The 16,282-nt window shown below is 72.4% G+C and carries 15 protein-coding genes; 7 read left to right on the forward strand and 8 right to left on the reverse strand.

What is annotated here, in order from left to right; genetic code table 11:
- Window positions 1–181 precede the first annotated feature (181 nt).
- Both V5P93_RS06210 and V5P93_RS06215 read left to right on the forward strand, forming a co-directional pair.
- Entirely contained in the window at window positions 182–898 is a 717-nt protein-coding gene (locus V5P93_RS06210) for a class I SAM-dependent methyltransferase (protein WP_104478425.1), read from the forward strand.
- 613 nt (window positions 899–1,511) lie between these two features.
- A complete protein-coding gene (locus V5P93_RS06215; RefSeq protein WP_104478427.1) occupies window positions 1,512–2,162 on the forward strand; it encodes a 4'-phosphopantetheinyl transferase in 651 nt (216 codons plus the stop codon).
- Here V5P93_RS06215 and V5P93_RS06220 read toward each other — a convergent pair.
- The 4 genes from V5P93_RS06220 to V5P93_RS06235 all read right to left on the reverse strand — a co-directional run bounded on the left by V5P93_RS06220 (window position 2,159) and on the right by V5P93_RS06235 (window position 4,656).
- Window positions 2,159–2,692: a methylated-DNA--[protein]-cysteine S-methyltransferase gene (locus tag V5P93_RS06220; RefSeq protein ID WP_104478428.1), complete on the reverse strand. Its 534-nt coding sequence runs from the start codon at window positions 2,690–2,692 to the stop codon at window positions 2,159–2,161. The genes V5P93_RS06215 and V5P93_RS06220 overlap by 4 nt on opposite strands.
- A gap of 57 nt (window positions 2,693–2,749) precedes the next feature.
- Entirely contained in the window at window positions 2,750–3,385 is a 636-nt protein-coding gene (locus tag V5P93_RS06225) for a hypothetical protein (protein WP_104478429.1), read from the reverse strand.
- Window positions 3,386–3,424: 39 nt separating this feature from the next.
- On the reverse strand, window positions 3,425–4,072 hold the full coding sequence (locus V5P93_RS06230) for a hypothetical protein (protein ID WP_219823938.1): 648 nt from the start codon (window positions 4,070–4,072) through the stop codon (window positions 3,425–3,427).
- Window positions 4,073–4,245: 173 nt separating this feature from the next.
- Complete coding sequence (locus V5P93_RS06235; protein ID WP_104478430.1) at window positions 4,246–4,656, reverse strand: rhodanese-like domain-containing protein; 411 nt, start codon at window positions 4,654–4,656, stop codon at window positions 4,246–4,248.
- Between the two features lie 70 nt (window positions 4,657–4,726).
- On the opposite strand from V5P93_RS06235, the gene V5P93_RS06240 reads away from it, so the two are divergent.
- On the forward strand, window positions 4,727–5,668 hold the full coding sequence (locus tag V5P93_RS06240) for a helix-turn-helix domain-containing protein (RefSeq protein WP_181043423.1): 942 nt from the start codon (window positions 4,727–4,729) through the stop codon (window positions 5,666–5,668).
- Here V5P93_RS06240 and V5P93_RS06245 read toward each other — a convergent pair whose 3' ends face one another.
- The 4 genes from V5P93_RS06245 to V5P93_RS06260 all read right to left on the reverse strand — a co-directional run bounded on the left by V5P93_RS06245 (window position 5,669) and on the right by V5P93_RS06260 (window position 10,569).
- On the reverse strand, window positions 5,669–6,193 hold the full coding sequence (locus V5P93_RS06245) for a winged helix-turn-helix domain-containing protein (protein ID WP_104478432.1): 525 nt from the start codon (window positions 6,191–6,193) through the stop codon (window positions 5,669–5,671).
- Window positions 6,194–6,374: 181 nt separating this feature from the next.
- The gene (locus V5P93_RS06250) at window positions 6,375–7,451 is read right to left on the reverse strand and encodes a hypothetical protein (RefSeq protein WP_104478433.1); all 1,077 of its coding nucleotides are present in this window, start codon (window positions 7,449–7,451) and stop codon (window positions 6,375–6,377) included.
- Window positions 7,452–7,506: 55 nt separating this feature from the next.
- Window positions 7,507–9,153 (reverse strand): alkaline phosphatase D family protein, encoded by a 1,647-nt coding sequence (locus tag V5P93_RS06255; RefSeq protein WP_104478434.1) that lies wholly within the window; start codon window positions 9,151–9,153, stop codon window positions 7,507–7,509.
- A 105-nt stretch (window positions 9,154–9,258) separates the two neighbouring features.
- The gene (locus V5P93_RS06260) at window positions 9,259–10,569 is read right to left on the reverse strand and encodes a DUF2252 domain-containing protein (RefSeq protein ID WP_104478435.1); all 1,311 of its coding nucleotides are present in this window, start codon (window positions 10,567–10,569) and stop codon (window positions 9,259–9,261) included.
- 383 nt (window positions 10,570–10,952) lie between these two features.
- On the opposite strand from V5P93_RS06260, the gene V5P93_RS06265 reads away from it, so the two are divergent.
- From V5P93_RS06265 to V5P93_RS06280, 4 genes are all read left to right on the forward strand, one after another.
- Entirely contained in the window at window positions 10,953–11,714 is a 762-nt protein-coding gene (locus V5P93_RS06265) for a DUF4239 domain-containing protein (RefSeq protein WP_104478436.1), read from the forward strand.
- On the forward strand, window positions 11,711–12,943 hold the full coding sequence (locus V5P93_RS06270; protein ID WP_104478437.1) for a hypothetical protein: 1,233 nt from the start codon (window positions 11,711–11,713) through the stop codon (window positions 12,941–12,943). The genes V5P93_RS06265 and V5P93_RS06270 overlap by 4 nt, the downstream gene beginning before the upstream one ends.
- A gap of 111 nt (window positions 12,944–13,054) precedes the next feature.
- Complete coding sequence (locus V5P93_RS06275) at window positions 13,055–13,795, forward strand: ABC transporter ATP-binding protein (RefSeq protein WP_104478438.1); 741 nt, start codon at window positions 13,055–13,057, stop codon at window positions 13,793–13,795.
- A complete protein-coding gene (locus tag V5P93_RS06280) occupies window positions 13,795–16,278 on the forward strand; it encodes an FtsX-like permease family protein (RefSeq protein ID WP_104478439.1) in 2,484 nt (827 codons plus the stop codon). The genes V5P93_RS06275 and V5P93_RS06280 overlap by 1 nt, the downstream gene beginning before the upstream one ends.
- Window positions 16,279–16,282: the final 4 nt, after the last annotated feature.

Here is a 16,282-nt window from a genome sequence, read left to right on the forward strand (position 1 = left end):
GGACACCTCGTTCGACCACACGGGACAACTGGTCACAAACCGTTAGCCGCATCACTCAACTGTGGGGATGGTTTTGTTATCTAACTTCACCTGATTAGCCCAAATAGGGGTGTCAGGTCTTGTTTCTGTAGCGATTGCGCCGTAAACCAACACCCGATCAGGGCTATTGGGTGGAGGAGAGATGACGCAACCGGTGAACACCAACTGGCAGGGCTTCTGGTCCGACCTGCCGCACGAACGCGGGCTGGCGGTGTGGGACAGCGCGCCCGGTGTCACCGCCACCGCCCACCTGCCGCTCTTCGAGCAGCACTTCGCCATCGACCTGCCGCTGCTCGACGTCGGCTGCGGCAACGGCACCCAGTCCGCAGCGCTGGCCGAGCCGTACCCCCGGGTCATCGGCCTGGACTTCGCCCCCGCCGCCATCGAGCACGCCCGCTCGCTCTACGGCAACGCGGGCGTGGAGTTCCGCGTCTTCGACCTCGCGGACGTCGAGGCGGCCCGCGCGCTGCACGCCGAGATCGGCGACAGCAACATCTACATGCGTGGCGTCCTGCACCAGATGCCGGACGAGCGCCGAGCCGACGCGGCGGCGTCCCTGGCGGCGCTGCTGGGCGCGACGGGCCACCTGTTCGCGGTCGAACTGGCCCCCGCGGCCGGTGGCGTGATCAAGGAGGCCATGGGCCAGTCCGACACCTCGGTCCCCAAGATGCGCCTGGTCTTCAAGCACAACCTCACCCCGGCGGCGTGGGAAGAGGGCAAGCTGGAAGTGGTCCTGCGCGGAGCCGACCTGGACATCGTCGACGCGGGTGCGGTGACCTTGCAGAGCACGGACACCCTGCCGGACGGCAGCAGGCTCGACTTCCCGATGAACTACGTCGTGGCCCGCACGGCGAGGTAGTGGCGGTGGTGGGGCCGGGCAACCGGCCCCACCGACCGGGGTGGATGCCGAAGTGATGTGGAAACGCCGTTACGGCCGCAGAACCCGCAGGTCGGAAAGGGTGCTCCCCGCGCACGCGGGGATGGTCCCTGGCGTGACCTGCTCCGCAGGACCGACTTCCGGTGGTCCCCGCGCACGCGGGGATGGTCCGTAGCAGAGTTCGACAAGACGATGCGGGAGGAGATGGTCCCCGCGCACGCGGGGATGGCCCCGGCGCGAACTCCGTCTGGTCGATCTGCCCCAGGTGGTCCCCGCGCAAGCGGGGATGGTCCCGACGCGATGATCGACCCCGCTCCCGGGGCGCCGTGGTCCCCGCGCACGCGGGGATGGTCCCGCCTACTCCGAAGAGGCGGCTGACCTTGCCCGGTGGTCCCCGCGCAGGCGGGGGTGGTCCTCACACCGACTTGCGGGCCAGGTCCGCGCCTGGGTGGTCCCCGCGTATGCGGGGATGAGTTGGGTTTCGTCTGATCCGCCTTCAGGCAGCCCCCGGCATGATCCAGCCCACGGTGGATGCAATGGCCGTAGTGGGGCCGATAAGGTCGCGGGGGTCCTGGTGTGCTGATGGGGGTGCAGCGTGATCGAGCGGATCCTGCCGTCCGCCGTGGTGGCGGTCGAAGCGTACGACGACCCACCCGAGGCCGTCCTGCTCCCCGACGAAGAGCCCGTCATCGCCAGGGCCGTCGACAAGCGCAGGCGTGAGTTCACCACCGTCCGGTACTGCGCCCGCCAAGCCCTCGCCAAGCTGGGCCGCCCACCCGCCGCGATCATCCCCGGTGAGCGGGGCGCTCCCCAGTGGCCCGACGGCGTCGTCGGCAGCATGACCCACTGCGCGGGCTACCGGGCCGCCGTCCTGGCCGAGGCCACCGAGATCACCACGGTGGGCATCGACGCCGAGCCGCACGTCGAACTCCCCGACGGTGTCCTCGACGCCGTCAGCCTCCCCGACGAGCGGGTCCACCTCGCCGAACTCGCCGCCGCGCACCCCGAGGTGCACTGGGACAAGCTCCTCTTCGCCGCCAAGGAGAGCGTCTACAAGTCCTGGTTCCCGCTGGCCCGCAAGTGGCTCGGCTTCTCCGACGCCCGCCTCCGCTTGGCCCCCGACCACACCTTCACCGCCGAGCTGCTGGTCCCGGGCCCCACGGTCAACGGCGTCGAACTCACCGGCTTCACCGGTCGCTGGACCACCGACAACGGGCTCGTCGTCGCCGCGATCGCGCTGGTCTAGTCGAAGAGCGAAGGCTGGCCGTTCGGTGCCGCGCCCTCGATCCCGAGGATGCGCAGCTTCGTCACGGCCCCCTCACCCGCCGAGAAGCCGCCCACCTTGCCGTTGGCGCCCAGGATCCGGTGGCACGGGATGATGATCGGGTACGGGTTGCGCCCCAGCGCCTGGCCGACCGCCTGCGCCGAACCCGGCAGCCCCAGGCGGTTCGCGACCTCGCCGTAGGTCAGGGTCTCGCCCGGCGGGATGGCGCGGGCCACCTCGTGCACGCGCCGGTCGAACTCGGGAACCTCACTGGGATCCACCGCGATGTCGACCAGGTCGTCGACCGCCCCGCCCAGGTGCGCGACCATCCGCGTGATCGCCGACCGCACCTCCTCCGGCGGTTCGGCCTCCTCGCCGAACCGGCGGAGCCGGGCGACCGTGGCCGCCGGGTTCCGCTCCGGCAGCTGCACCGCCACGATCCCCCGAGGACCCCAGGCCACCCCGCAGCGGCCGATGGCGGTGTCGAACAACGCGTACCCGGATTCCCACACCCCACCAGCATGCCTGAGCCCCGCACCGGGCGGTGCGGGGCTCAGGGGTTCCTCAACTCAGGTGTGCAGGAGCTGGTTGAAGAACGAGCGGTACCGGCGCAGGGCCTGCCGCAGTTCCTCGGTCTGGGCGTCCGAACCGGACTGCCAGGCCTCTTCCAGGCCCCGCTTGTGCTCGGTGAAGGTGGCGGCCAGGGCCTGCATCACCTCGGCCACCAAGTGGTCGGCGTTGCGCACCGCGTCCTGCGGGTCGTCGACGAACGTGGTCTGGATCGACTGCCACTGCTCGCGGAAGCGGCCCACCTCGTCGTCGCCGAACAGCGGGGCGCCGGGCTCCTCGCCCTCGGTGGCGACCGGAACGCCGGACTCGCGCACCTCCTGCTGCTCCGGGATCGCCTCGGTCGGTGCCGCGTCCTGGTACGGCGGCTCGGTGGTGCCGTGCAGACCCGGCTCGGTGTGCCAGTCCGCCGCGCCGGCGGACGGGTCCGTCGCGTCGGTGCCGTAGTCGTCCGCGGCGCGGGTGCCGTGCGCCTGCGTGGCGGACGCGTCAGTGGTGTACGCGCCGTCCGAGTGGGCTGTCGTACCGTCCGGTTCGACGGGGGAGTGACCGGTGTCGGCGGCGTCGGTGTCGGTCCGGCGGTCGTCGGCCAGCAGGTCCTCGGTCTGCAACTGGCGGTCGCTCTCGTGCTGTGGCAAGGGAAGTCCCTTTCCGTGTGGGGGTGCCGGGGGAGCGGGTCAGCGGTGTTCGACGTTGTCCGTGGTGCGGGTGGCGTGCCCGTTGTTCAGCGCGCGCTCGCGGTCGGCCCGGGCCTCGGCGTCGCGCACGTCGGCGCCGCGCACGTCCACGCCGTCGCCGAGCAGGTCCTGGAACAGCGAGCGGTACCGCACGATCGCCTCGCGCAGGTCCTCAGTGGACACTGAGCCGTCCTTGCCCGCCAAGCGGGTGGACACGCCGTGCGCCTGCCGGTAGTGCTCCACAGTGGACGAGTGGCGCACCGACAGGTCGGCGAAGCGCTGCTCGTGGTCGCCGTCGACCGGGTAGCCGCGCTCGGCCATCAGCTCGGTCACCAGCCGGTCGGCCTCGGCGACCGCCTCGGCGGGCCGGTCGACGAACCGCTCCTGCACGCCCGCCCACGCCTTGGTGTAGCGCTCGCGCGCGGCGGGGTCCAGCGGGCGGATGTCCAGCGACGCGTGCCGCTTCTCCCGCGCGGCCAGCTCGCGCTCGACCTCCCGCTTCGGCCGCTCGCGCAGCGCCCGGTCGTACTCGTCGCCGAAGCGCGCGCGCAGGTGACGACTGCGCGACTGCGCCACGACGACGAGCGCGACCAGGGCCACCACGATGACCACCGCGACTATGACGCCGATGATCGCGCCTGTTGACATCGGGGTTTCTCCTTCCGCACCGCGAAGTCCACGGCTAAGATCCGTGACCCGGTTGCGCTGGACGTACCCCTGCCCCCCGGTGGTGAAACGGATTCGGCGCCCGTTGGGCCATTAGGCGCAGCACGGCGCCGAACCCGGTTGTACACAATGGACCAATCCGGCGGGATTCCGCCTCAGCAGGCGCAGCCCGCCCCGACCACGGTGGTCAGCGGGTCGGCCGCGCGCTCCGCGCCGACCAGCGGCAGCCCCTCGCGCGCCCAGTACTCGAACCCGCCGATCATCTCCCGCACCCGGTAGCCCAGGCGCGCGAACTCCAACGCCGCCCGGGTGCCCCCGTTGCAGCCCGGGCCCCAGCAGTAGGTCACCACGTCCGCGTCGGCGGGCACCAGGTCGCGGGCCCGCGCGGCGATCTCCCGGGTGGGCAGGTGCAGCGCGCCCGCGACGTGGCCCTGCGCCCACGACTCGGCGGAGCGGGAGTCGACCAGCACCAGCGGCGTCCCCGCGACCTGCGCGGCCCGCACGTCGGAGGGGTCGGTCTCGAAGGTGAGGCGGGCGGTGAAGTGCGCTACGGCTTCGGTGTTCATGCGGCAATCCTGCGGTCGCGCCGCTCACGGGGACAGTGGCGTGAACGACGCGGTGCGCTAACATCTCGCCATCCGCACAGTCAGCGTCCTCACCTACGACGGCATGTCCGCGTTCGAACTCGGCATCGTGACCGAGGTCTTCGGCCTGCCCCGCCCCGAACTCGACGTCGAGTGGTACCGGCTCACCATCCACGCCCACGGCCCCGTCCGGGTCGTCGGCGGCGCCACCCTCACCGCCGACGCGCCGCTCGACGCCATCGCCGCGGCCCACACCGTGATCGTCCCCGGCGTCTCCGACGTGCGGGCACCCGTCGACCCGGCGGTGGTGGCGGCGCTGCGGGCCGCGCACGCCAACGGCGCCCGCCTGGTCTCCATCTGCTCCGGCGCGTTCGCCATCGCCGCCACCGGGCTGCTCGACGGCAGGCGCGCGGCCACCCACTGGCGCTACGCCGCGCGGCTGGCCGCGCGCCACCCCGAGGTCGAGGTGGACGCGGGTGTCCTCTACGTCGACGACGGCGACGTGCTGACCAGCGCGGGCTCGGCCGCGGGCATCGACCTGTGCCTGCACCTGGTCCGCCGCGACCACGGCGCCACCACCGCCAACGCGGTGGCCCGCCGCCTCGTCGTGCCGCCGCACCGCGACGGCGGGCAGGCCCAGTTCATCGAGACCCCGATGCCCGCCCCCGAGGACGACGCGGTCACCGCCAGCATGGCGTGGGCGCTGGCCAACCTCGCCGCGCCGATCACCGTCGACCTGCTGGCCCGCCGCGCCCACCTGTCCACCCGCACGTACCTGCGCCGGTTCAAGCAGGGCAGCGGGACCAGCCCGATCCGCTGGCTCATCGAGCAGCGGGTGCAGGCCAGCCTGCCGCTGCTGGAGTCCGGCGACCGGTCCATCGACGAGGTCGCCGCCGCGGTCGGGTTCGAGAGCGCGGTGACCTTCCGCCACCACTTCACCCGCGCGCTGCGCACCTCGCCGTCGGCCTACCGGCGCGCGTTCAAGGACCGCTGACTACTTGCCCCGCTCGACCGCGACCAGCGCCGGGTCGGCCAGCTGGTAGCCGACGCCGCGCACCGTGCGGATCAGCTCGGCGCTGGACCCGATCTTGCCGCGCAGCCTGCGGACGTGCACGTCCACCGTGCGCTCGCTGACGTAGACCGTGCGCCACACCTGGCTCATCAGCGCCCGTCTGCGGTGCACCCGGTTGGGGTGCGTGGCCAGGTAGAGCAGCAGGTCGAACTCCAGCCGGGTCAGCTCGACCTCCCGGTCCCGCCACAGCACCCGGCGCGCGTCGGCGTGCAGCACCAGCGGCGCGGGGGCGCGCACCGGCAGCGGGACCACGGTCGGCCGGGGCGCGGGCTCCGGCAGCTCGGTGAGGGTGACGGCGAGGTCGTCACCGAGCGCGGTGATCGCCTCGACCAGCCCGGCGGCGAGCGCGGGCACGCGGTCGGGCGCGGCGGTGAGGTGCACGGTCAGCGTGACGCGCGCGGCGTCACCACCGGCCGTGGTGCGGAGGTCGGCAGCGGCGGAGGTCATGGCGGTCCCCGGGAGGTCGAGTGGTCGGTGGCTGGTGGACCGAGCCGCGACATCGACCGCCGGTGATCGGAGCGGGACGCACCGCACAAGTCGACCAGCCCCCGGAGGGGCCGGTCAACGACGTCCGGAGGGTGGAACCACCCGCCCGGCGGTGTCCCCCGAGCGGTGTTCCCCACCGGACCTACTCGGCGGAATTCTCCAGGTAGGTCTCGATGTAGTGCTCCGAGGACAGGTACGGGTGCAGCACGTCGGTGCCGCGCGGCAGGAACCACTCGTCGAAGTCCAGGCCCGGGGTGCCCAGCAGGTCGATCTCGTCCTCGCCGGACTCGGAGTCCAGGTCGTAGATGCGCTCGTGGTCGGAGTCGGTCAGCACGTGCTCGTCGAAGGCCGCCCAGATCTCCTTGAGCGGCAGCTCGTCGAGCAGGCCCGCGAGGTCGAGCTGCACCCCGGTCTCGGCCTTGAGCACGTGCAGCGCCAGCGCCTCGGCGGTGCACAGCGGCGGGGTCCAGCCCGGCTGCGACAGCCGGTAGCCCAGGATCGCGGTGACCACCAGGAACTGCTTGGCGAACAGCGCGCCGTAGTGCTCGGCGTAGCGCATCGGCAGCTGGTTGAGCACGCTGAGCGCCTCCACCTCGGCCGCCGAGCCCTCCGCGTCCTCCAGCTCCTGCACGTCGGCGAACAGCTCGTCGGTGAGGATCTCCATGGCCTGCACGACCGCGCCCGCGACCAGCCGCGCGGCGTCCTCGGAGACCGGGGAGTCCGGGTCGTCGGCGCGGTGGCCGAACGCCTCGAGGCCGAAGGCGCGCAGCGAGTCGGCGGAGCCGCGCAGCTCGTCGCGCAGCGCGGCGATCTCCTCGTCGGTCAGCTCGCGGTCCTGCTCGTCGTCATCGTCGTCGAGCAGGTCGGTCTCGCCGAGCGCGGCGGCCAGGTCGTCGTCGGAGGCGATGACCTCGCACCGGCCGACGTTCCAGCCCTCCAACAGCTCGGTCTGCGCGAGCAGCTCGGTGAGCACGTGCCGGGCCGACTCCTCGGCGTAGGACAGCGCGGGCGCGTCCAGCAGCCAGGTCACGATCGCGCCCGCCGGGTGCACCGCGATCCGGTGGTCCAGCGGTTCCACCTCGACCCCGTCCGGGCCCTCGATCCCGGCGAGCAGGTCCAGTTGCTCGTCGAGCAGGGCGGCGACACCGTGGCGCTGCAACGGGTCGAGCTCCGGGGTGTCGGCTGGCGGGGCGACCTCGGCGGTGAGCTGGTATTCCACGTTCGGGAGTCTAGGAGCGGTCGCGGAGTTCGGCGCTGGCGGGCACCCCGTGGGGTCAGCGCGGGTGGGCCGCCGTCAGGGGCACGGTCGGCAGCGGTCGCAGCCGCGGACCGTCCGGTCCGGCGTCGGCGCACTCGATGACCAGGTCCGACGCGCGTCCGCGCACCCGCAGCGTGGCCACCGCGTTGCCGAAGAACGGGCCGGACACCTTCCGCCAGTCCACCGGCAGCGGCTCGATCTCCGGCGACCGGTACATCCACCACCGCAGCACCCGGGCCAGCGGCTGCCACCAGCCCAGCCGGAACAGCGGCCGCATGTACCGCTCGACCGCGTTGTGCACGGGTGAGCAGGTCAGCTGGTAGACGCGGGCGTTGACCGGCCGGTCGAAGGTGGCCTCGGCGGCGTACACGTGGTGCACGTCCCCGGACAGCACGCACACCGTGGCCGCCGAGCCCTCGGCGATGCGCCGCACCAGCCGGGTCAGCCGGTCCGACGACTGCCGGAACGACGGCCAGTGCTCCAGGTCGGCGGCCTGCCGCAGCTTCTCCGCCAGCCGCCCGCGCCAGTCGGTCCGCCTGCACGCGACCTCGTTCATCGACTGCACGTGGCTGATCACGTGCGGCATCAGCCACGGCAGCGACGAGCCGATCAGCAGGTGGTCGTAGTGGCCAGCCACTTCGTCATTAGCCGCGTTGGCCTCGATCCACTCGAACTCGCCGTCGCCGACCATCGACCGCTGCCCGTCCTTGAGGATGCGGCCGGAGCGGGTGTCGATGACCAGCAGCCGGACGTTGCCGAAGTCGCGCCGGTAGCTCCACCGCACGCCCTTGCGGCCGTTGTACTCGCGGGTGGCCACGTCGGCGAACGCGCCGAGCACGTCGGCCGCGTCGCCGTCGGCCGAGGTGACCTTGCGGTAGGTCTCGTCCTCGGCCAGCTCGTCCGGCGACAGGTTGCCGATGTGCTGGTAGATCCAGTACGAGACCAGCGCGCCGCGCTCGCGCGCGGCCCACCACGACGTCTGCTCGATGGTGTCGCGCCAGGTCTGGGAGGTGTTCCAGTCGTCGCGCACGTCGTGGTCGTCGAACACCATGGACACCGGGACCGTGGCGAACAGCCAGCGGACCAGGTCGGTCGACCAGGCCTCGTGGTAGAGCCGGACGTACTCGGTGAAGTCGGCGACCTCGGTGCCGGGCGGTTTGTCCGGGTCCCGGCGGTCGGCGATCCACGCCTGCGTGGCCTTGCTGGTCTCGTCGGCGTAGACCTGGTCACCGAGCAGGACCAGCGAGTCCGGCCAGTCGACCTCCTCCTCCGACGCCATCCGCACGGCGTAGGCGGCGAGCGCGTCGGTGCCCCAGAGGCGGTGCTCGGTGGGGTCGTCGCTCTCCGGCTTGCGGCACGAGCCGAACAGCAGCAGGAAGTCATCGTCACCGCCGTCGGGCAGCGTCCGGATGCGGCTGGGCGGGAAGTCGGAGCCCGGCTGCGGCCAGTGGGTCTTGCCGTCGAGGCGCACGTCGTACTCGGTGACCGAGGCGGGCGCGAGCCCGGTGAGCACGACGAGCGCGTAGTGGTGGCCGGTGACCTCGAAGGTGTGGGCGGTGCGGCCCGCGATGGTGACCTCGCAGGCCGCGTCCGTCTCCACCCAGATCGTGGCCGACGTCGAGTCGACGTGGCGCAGGATCGGGCCCAGCAGCAGTTCGGGCATGGCTCCCCTCCTCCGTGGTGACCGGCGGGGCTGAGCCTGCACCGAAGCCCGCTCCGCTAGGTACCACGAATCGGTGAACCGAACCCCTTTCGGGTTGGACGGTCGCTAAACGGACCGCACGCCCTTGATCTCGCCGCCGCGGAAGGCGTCGACGAACAGGGCGTGGTCGCGCCGGGTCTGCTCGGCGTAGCGGCCCGCGAACTCCACGACCCAGGCCACGAAGTCGTCCTCGCGGTCGCCGATGGCCGCCGAGATGGCCTCCTCCACCTGGAAGTCGACCAGGGTCTGCTCGGAGTCGGAGTCCGACACGCAGTGCGCCTTGGCGGTCGCCCGACCCAGGTACTCCAGCACGGGGAGCATGTCCTCGGGCTCGGTCAGGTCCGACCAGTCCAGGTCGGCGACGTACGGGGACAGCTCCGCGACCACGAACCCGACGCCGTCGACCTCGGTGTGGCCCAGCCACGGGTCGGCGTGCGCCTGCAGCGCCCGCTGCGAGACCGCGGTCCGGTGGCCGTGGTGGTGGAAGTAGCCGCGGATCTTCTCGTCGTCCACGATCCGGCTCGGCGCGGCCACGTTCGCCTGCTTCATGGACAGCACGACGTCGTTCTCCAGGGCCTGCGACCGGCCCTCGACCAGCACGTTGTACGCGGGCAGCCCGGCCGAGCCGATGCCGAAGCCGCTGCGGCCGACCACGTCCTTGACCGCGTAGCTCAGGCTGCTGCTGGCCCGCTTGCCGCTGGGGATGGTGTCGAGGTACGCCTCGAACGCGGCCTCCACCTTCGCCCGCTCGTCGGCGTCGAGCGCCCGCACGCCGGGGCCGGGCCGGAACACGCGGTCGAAGTCGCGGATCGAGGTGACCTCGGTCAGCAGCCCCACCCGGGTGGCCAGCCGGGCCTTGAGCAGCACCTCGTTGATCGCGCCCTGGGTGTTGTCGATGCGCAGGCTGAACAGCTCGTCACCGGGCTTGTCCGCGAACTCGCGGACCTGCCGCACGTACGCGCGGGTGTAGGTCTGCACCAGCCGGGTGATCTCGTCGTCCGGCAGCGCCTTGCGCCAGCCCAGCAGCGCCATGCTGGCCGCGAACCGGCGCACGTCCCAGGTGAAGCAGCCCAGGTAGGCCTCGTCGAAGTCGTTGACGTCGAAGACCAGCGTGCCCTCGGCGTCCATGTAGGTGCCGAAGTTCTCCGCGTGCAGGTCGCCCTGGATCCACACCCGGCTGGTGCGCTCGTCGGCCCACTCGTCCGGCTCGTCGACCATGTCGGCGTAGAACAGGCAGGCGCTGCCCCGGTAGAACGCGAACGGCTCGGCGGCCATCTTGCGGAACTTGCTGCGGAAGGCCACCGGGTCGGCGGCCATCAGGTCGGCGAAGGCGGTGTGCAGGACGGACACGATGCGGCGGCGACGGTCGTCGCTCATCAAGGGGCTCCTCGGGGGGACGGCGCGGGTGCCGAGTTCACTCGCGCAGACCCTCCCACCACCCGGTCGGTGGATCAAGGTCGGATAAGCCAGGTCACGCGGCGCCCCGTGCCGCACGCCCGGGTGAACCGGGTCGAACCAGCGATACCGGACGTATAGCACGGTTCCCCGGTCGCGGCCCGGGGGCCGGTGCGGCGCCCATTACCTTCCGATCTCAACCGGACGGTGAACTCACGATGGCAGGTAATCCGATCGAGTAGTTCAGTCACTCTCGACGCGCACCCGGCACCGTCCTTCCGGCACAGTTGCCCCAGCGCGCGGCACGGGGGTGCCGCGCGCCCACCGGGAATTCGCCCGCGGTCGCCGGGAAAGGCATTGGCGCAATGAACATCTACCTGTCCGGTCTCATCTGGGTGCTGGGCGCGGCGCTGGTCACCGCGGCCGTGGCGTACCTGATCCGGCGGATCGGCGAGACCACGGGCACGGTCGAGAACAACGAGGCCGCCGGTCAGGTGTTCACCATCGTCGGCGGCCTGCACGCGGTGCTGCTGGCGTTCGTGCTGATCTCGCTGTTCGACGCGACCAGCGCCGCCGAGGACGACTCCTACCGGGAGACCGAGAACCTGGTCGCGGCCCGCTGGGCCGCCGACTCCCTCGGCGAGCCCACCCGGACCGAGGTCCGCGACCTGGTCGACCAGTACCTCGACGCGGTGATCAACCACGAGTGGCCGGACCTGCGGCAGGGCAATGACGACGTCTCCGGTGAGGGTTGGTCCGCGCTGGAGAAGATGCGCCAGGCCGTCGCGCAGGCGCAGGCGGGCGACGACTGGGAGAACGCGCAGAAGACCGACGCGGCCAACAAGCTGTGGGACGTCTACCAGGCCAGGCAGGACCGGCTCAACGCCGCGGGCAACGGCATCAGCGACGTGCTCTGGTTCGCGCTCGTCGCGGGCAGCGTGATGTCGGTGGCGCTGCCGCTGCTGTTCGGCGGCCCGCGCCCGGTGACCCACATCGTGATCGTCTCCATCCTGGCGGGCACCCTGTCGCTGCTGCTGTTCGCCACCCAGCAGCTGCAGAACCCCTACAGCGGCGGGGCCCAGGTCGAGCCGACCGCCTTCGAGAGCGCCCAGGCGCGGCTGCGGTGAACCGGCGGGCGACCCTGGCGGGCACCGCCGCGCTGGCGGTGGTGCTCGCGGGCGGCGCCGTGCTGACCGGTGTCACCGGCGGCGAGAGCCGGGCCGCGCAGCCGGGCGGGCCGGACTGCGTGTTCTACCGCGTGCACAGCACCGACTACGGGCTCTCCGTGCTCAGCAGCGTCGACCTGGCGGACAACACGATCACCCGGGTGGGGACGCTGGGCTACCGGGTCAACGCGCTCGGCTACTCGGCGCGGCGGAACACGTTGTGGGGCTTGGCGAGCCGGAACGCGGACGGCGTGTTCGCCGACGGCGCGCACGTGGTCGCGATCGGTGGCGACGGGTCGGTCGCCGACCTCGGGCCGGTGCGGCGCCTCAACCCCGGACAGGTCCCGGACCTGTTGCGGGGCGCCACCGCGGGCGCGGTCGTCGGCGACCGCCTGGTGGTGCGCGACGGCGTCGCGCTGTTCCAGATCGACATCGACCCCGACAGCTCGACGTACCTGTCGCTGGTGGGCGTGCGCACGCTCTCGCCCGCGCCGCTGGCCAACGCGGTCGACGACTTCGACGTGCGCGACGGCGAGGCGTATGGGGTGAGCAACGCCGACCCGACCGTCGGGCAGGTGGTGCGCATCGACCTGGACTCGGGTCAGGTGTCGCGTGTGGACGCTCCGGGACTGCCCGGTGGCACGTCCTACGGCATGGTCGTCCTGGGCACCGATGGCGCGCTCTACGCCGCGTCCAACCGCCAGCTGGAGCAGAGCGTGCTCTACCGCGTCGGCCTGGCCCCCGGCGCGCCCGTGACGACGCTGACCGCGTGGCCCGCGGTGTCCTCCTCGGACGCGACGAGCTGCCTGCCCGGCATGGCGCCCGCGACGACCCCGCCGCCGACCCCGCCCCCGTCACCGCAACCACCCGCGCCCGCCCCCACGACCCGCGCGCCCGCGATCTCCACCACCCGGCCCCCGATCAGCCCGACGCCGATCCCGATCGTCCCGCCGCCACCGCCCACTCCGGACGCCCAACTGGCCACCACGGCCGCACCCCAGGCACCGCCGCCGATCCCGCCCGCGCCGTCGGCCCGGCGGTTCCGCGCGGTGGCCACGACCACACCGCCGCACGCCACGCGCCGCGCGCGGACCGCCACGCAGGAGAAACGCCGCTGGGGCGTGACCGTGCTCGTGCTGGTGCTCGGCGGCGCGGCCGCCGCCGGGGCGAGCCGGGCGCGGCGCAGGTAGGGCTAGCCCCACCCCCAACCCGCCTGCCAGCGCCATGGGTCGGCGCTGGTCACGCCCATAACGTCATCCCCGAACACGAACGACGGAGTCGACACTCTTCGGGGAGCAGCGGTGAGCGACGCGGTACGCCTGACCCAGGTGCGCAAGACCTACGGCAAGGGGAGCGGGGCGGTCACCGCCCTGGACGGGGTGAGCATCCGGTTCCAGCGCGGCACTTTCACGGCCGTCATGGGGCCTTCGGGGTCGGGCAAGAGCACCTTCCTGCACTGCGCGGCCGGTCTGGACCGGCCGACCGAGGGCTCGGTCGAACTCGACGGCACCGAGCTGACGCAGCTGGGGGAGAAGAAGCTGACGACGCTGCGCCGCGACCGGATCGGGTTCATCTTCCAGGCGTTCAACCTGCTGCCCGCGCTGACCGTCGCGCAGAACATCACGCTGCCGCTGCGGCTGGCCGGGCGCAGGCCCGACCGGGCGCTGGTGGACCAGGTCGTGCGGGGCGTCGGCCTCGCGCAGCGCCTCGGGCACCGGCCCGCGCAGCTCTCCGGCGGCCAGCAGCAGCGCGTGGCCATCGCCCGCGCCCTGGTCACCCGGCCCGCGGTGATCTTCGCCGACGAGCCGACCGGCGCGCTGGACACCCGCACCGCCCGCGAGGTCCTCGGCCTGCTGCGGCAGTCGGTCACCGAGGCCGGGCAGACGATCGTGATGGTCACCCACGACCCGGTGGCCGCGTCCTTCGCCGACCGTGTGGTGTTCCTGGCGGACGGCCGGTTCGTCGGCGAACTCGCGCAGCCCACGGCGGACACCGTGGCCGAGCGGATGACCAACCTCGGCGCCTGGGCGGGGGTCGCCTGATGTTCGGCCTCGCCATGCGCACCCTGCGCTTCCGCAAGGGCGGCTTCCTCGGCACCTTCATCGCGGTGTTCTTCGGCGCGATGCTCGTCGCCGCGTGCGGCGGCCTCATGGAGACCGGGATCCGCACCGCGCTCCCGCCGGAGCGGATGACCGGCGCGGACCTGCAGGTCATCGCCGCGCACAGCTTCGAGCTGATCCACCGGCCCGCCCGGCCGGAGCACGACGACGGCCCCGACTACGAGACGGCGACCCTGCCCGAGCGGGTCCGCCTCGACCGCGACCTGGCCGACGGGATCCGCGCGGTCCAGGGGGTGCGCGCGGCGACCCCGTCGGTCAACTTCCCCGTTGTGGTGGGGAAGAACAGCACCTCCGGCCACAACTGGGAGTCGACCGGGCTGGGCGACTACCGGCTCGACGGCGCCGCGCCGCGCGCCGGTCAGGTCGTGGTGGCACCGGCCACAGGTGTGGGGATCGGTGACCGGGTCACGGTCCTGGCCCGTGGCACGGCGGTCGACTACACCGTCAGCGGCGTTGCCGACATGGCAGGAGCGCCACCCGCGGTCTTCTTCGCCGACGCGGACGTCCCCCGGCTGGCCGGTCGTTCCACTGTGGACAGCTTTGGCGTGGTGGCGGAACCGGGCACCGACCTGGAAGCGTTGAGCGGGAAACTGGCCGCGCTGCAAGGGGTCGAGGTGCTGTCCGGCGACGAGCGCGGTCTCGCCGAGCACCCGGAGGCCGAGTTCAAGGCGAACGACCTGATCGTGCTCGCCGCGGTCACCGGCGGACTGGCCACGATGGTCGCCATGTTCGTGGTCTCCTCCACGCTGGGCCTGTCCATCCAGCAGCGCGGCAAGGAGTTGGCGCTGCTGCGGGCCGTCGGCACGACACCGCGGCAACTGCGGCGCATGGTGCTGCTGGAGGCGTTCACCGTGGCGCTGCTGGCGACCGCGTTGGGCTGCTGGCCGGGACGATGGGTGGGGCAGTTCCTCTTCGACCGGTTGGCCAGTCGCGGTGTGGTGCCGGACGAGCTGCGGTTCCACCTCGGCTGGATCCCGGTGGTCGTGGCCATCGGCGCGAGCCTGCTCACGACCCTGGTCGGTGCGGCCGTCACCGCGCGCCGCGCCGCCCGCACCCGGCCGACCGAGGCGCTGGCCGAGACCGCGATGGAACGCCGCTGGCTCAGCGTGCCCCGCGCGCTGCTGGCCGCGCTGGCCTTCGGTGGCGGTACGGCCCTGGTGATCGTGACGGTGACGGTCATGAGCGGTCCGGTCGCGGCGAGCACGGCGGGCCCGTCGGTCATGCTGTGGGCGGTGGCCGTCGCGCTGGTCTGCCCTGGGCTGACCAAGCTGGTGCTCGGCGTCATCCGGCTGCCGCTGCGCGCCGTGTCGGGGATCCCCGGGGAACTGGGGCTGCTCAACTCGCGGGCCCGCACGGTCCGCGTGGCCGCCGCGGTCATGCCGATCATGCTGGCCACCGGGGTCACGGTCGCGAACATCTACCTCCAGACCACCCAGACCGCGATCGCCCGCGAGGCCTACGCGCAGACCTTGCGCGCGGACGCCGTGATCGGCTCCGCGACCGGCGGCCTGCCCCGCGACCTGCTGGCCAAGGTGCGCGCCACACCTGGCGTGACAGCCGCTGCGGAACTGGCCGCCACCAGGATGTTCGTCATCGAGCCCTTCGACGACTCGCAGAACGACGACGGCTACGACGTGCAGGCGGTCGGCGGGGACATCGCGGAAACCACTGCGGTGACGGTGAAATCCGGTTCGCTCGACGGCCTGACCGGTGCCACCGTGGCCCTTCCGGAGTCCATGGAGCACAAGGTCGGCGACCGCATGAAGGTCCGCTTGGGCGATGGTGCCTTCGTGGACGTCACGGTGGTGGCGACCTTCACCGGCGTCAAGGGCTTCGAGAACGTGCTGATGCCCGCGGACCTGGTGGTGCCGCACGTGACCGAGGGCCTGCCGGACCAGATCTTGGTGCGCGGGGACGTCAGCGCGGTGGCCGCCGTGGCGGCGGCGGTACCGGGCGCGTACGTCGGCGACCGGGCCATGCTGACCGCGGCTTTCGAGGAGGGGCAGCAGATCGGCGCCTGGGTCAACTACCTGATCGTCGGCATGATCATGGCCTACACGGTGATCTCGGTGGTGAACACGCTGGTGATGGCGACGGTGAAGCGCAAGCGGGAGTTCGGCCTGCAACGCCTGACCGGCTCCAGCCGGGCCCAGGTCATGCGGATGATGGGCGTCGAGGCCACCGCCGTGGCGCTCATCGGGCTCGTCCTCGGCACCCTCGTCGCCGCGCTGACCCTGGTCCCGTACAGCCTGGCCGCCCAGGATTCCCTGCTCCCCAGCGGATCCCCGTGGGTCTACCTGACGGTCCTGATCGGCATGGCGGTCCTGGTCCTGGCGGCCACCCTGTTCCCGGCCTGGACCGCGACCCGCGCCCGACCGGTCGACGCCGCCGCGCTCCCGGACTGACCGA

The sequence above is a fragment of the Actinokineospora auranticolor genome, assembly GCF_041897805.1.
Taxonomy (GTDB): Bacteria; Actinomycetota; Actinomycetes; order Mycobacteriales; family Pseudonocardiaceae; genus Actinokineospora; species Actinokineospora auranticolor.

Coding starts and splice junctions, on each gene's coding strand:
- V5P93_RS06255 (WP_104478434.1), bottom strand. CDS start 9,153: ATGCCCGAACTGCTGCTGGGCCCGATCCTGCGCCACGTCGACTCGACG.
- V5P93_RS06280 (WP_104478439.1), top strand. CDS start 13,795: ATGTTCGGCCTCGCCATGCGCACCCTGCGCTTCCGCAAGGGCGGCTTC.
- V5P93_RS06210 (WP_104478425.1), top strand. CDS start 182: ATGACGCAACCGGTGAACACCAACTGGCAGGGCTTCTGGTCCGACCTG.
- V5P93_RS06230 (WP_219823938.1), bottom strand. CDS start 4,072: ATGTCAACAGGCGCGATCATCGGCGTCATAGTCGCGGTGGTCATCGTG.
- V5P93_RS06235 (WP_104478430.1), bottom strand. CDS start 4,656: ATGAACACCGAAGCCGTAGCGCACTTCACCGCCCGCCTCACCTTCGAG.
- V5P93_RS06260 (WP_104478435.1), bottom strand. CDS start 10,569: ATGAGCGACGACCGTCGCCGCCGCATCGTGTCCGTCCTGCACACCGCC.
- V5P93_RS06245 (WP_104478432.1), bottom strand. CDS start 6,193: ATGACCTCCGCCGCTGCCGACCTCCGCACCACGGCCGGTGGTGACGCC.
- V5P93_RS06265 (WP_104478436.1), top strand. CDS start 10,953: ATGAACATCTACCTGTCCGGTCTCATCTGGGTGCTGGGCGCGGCGCTG.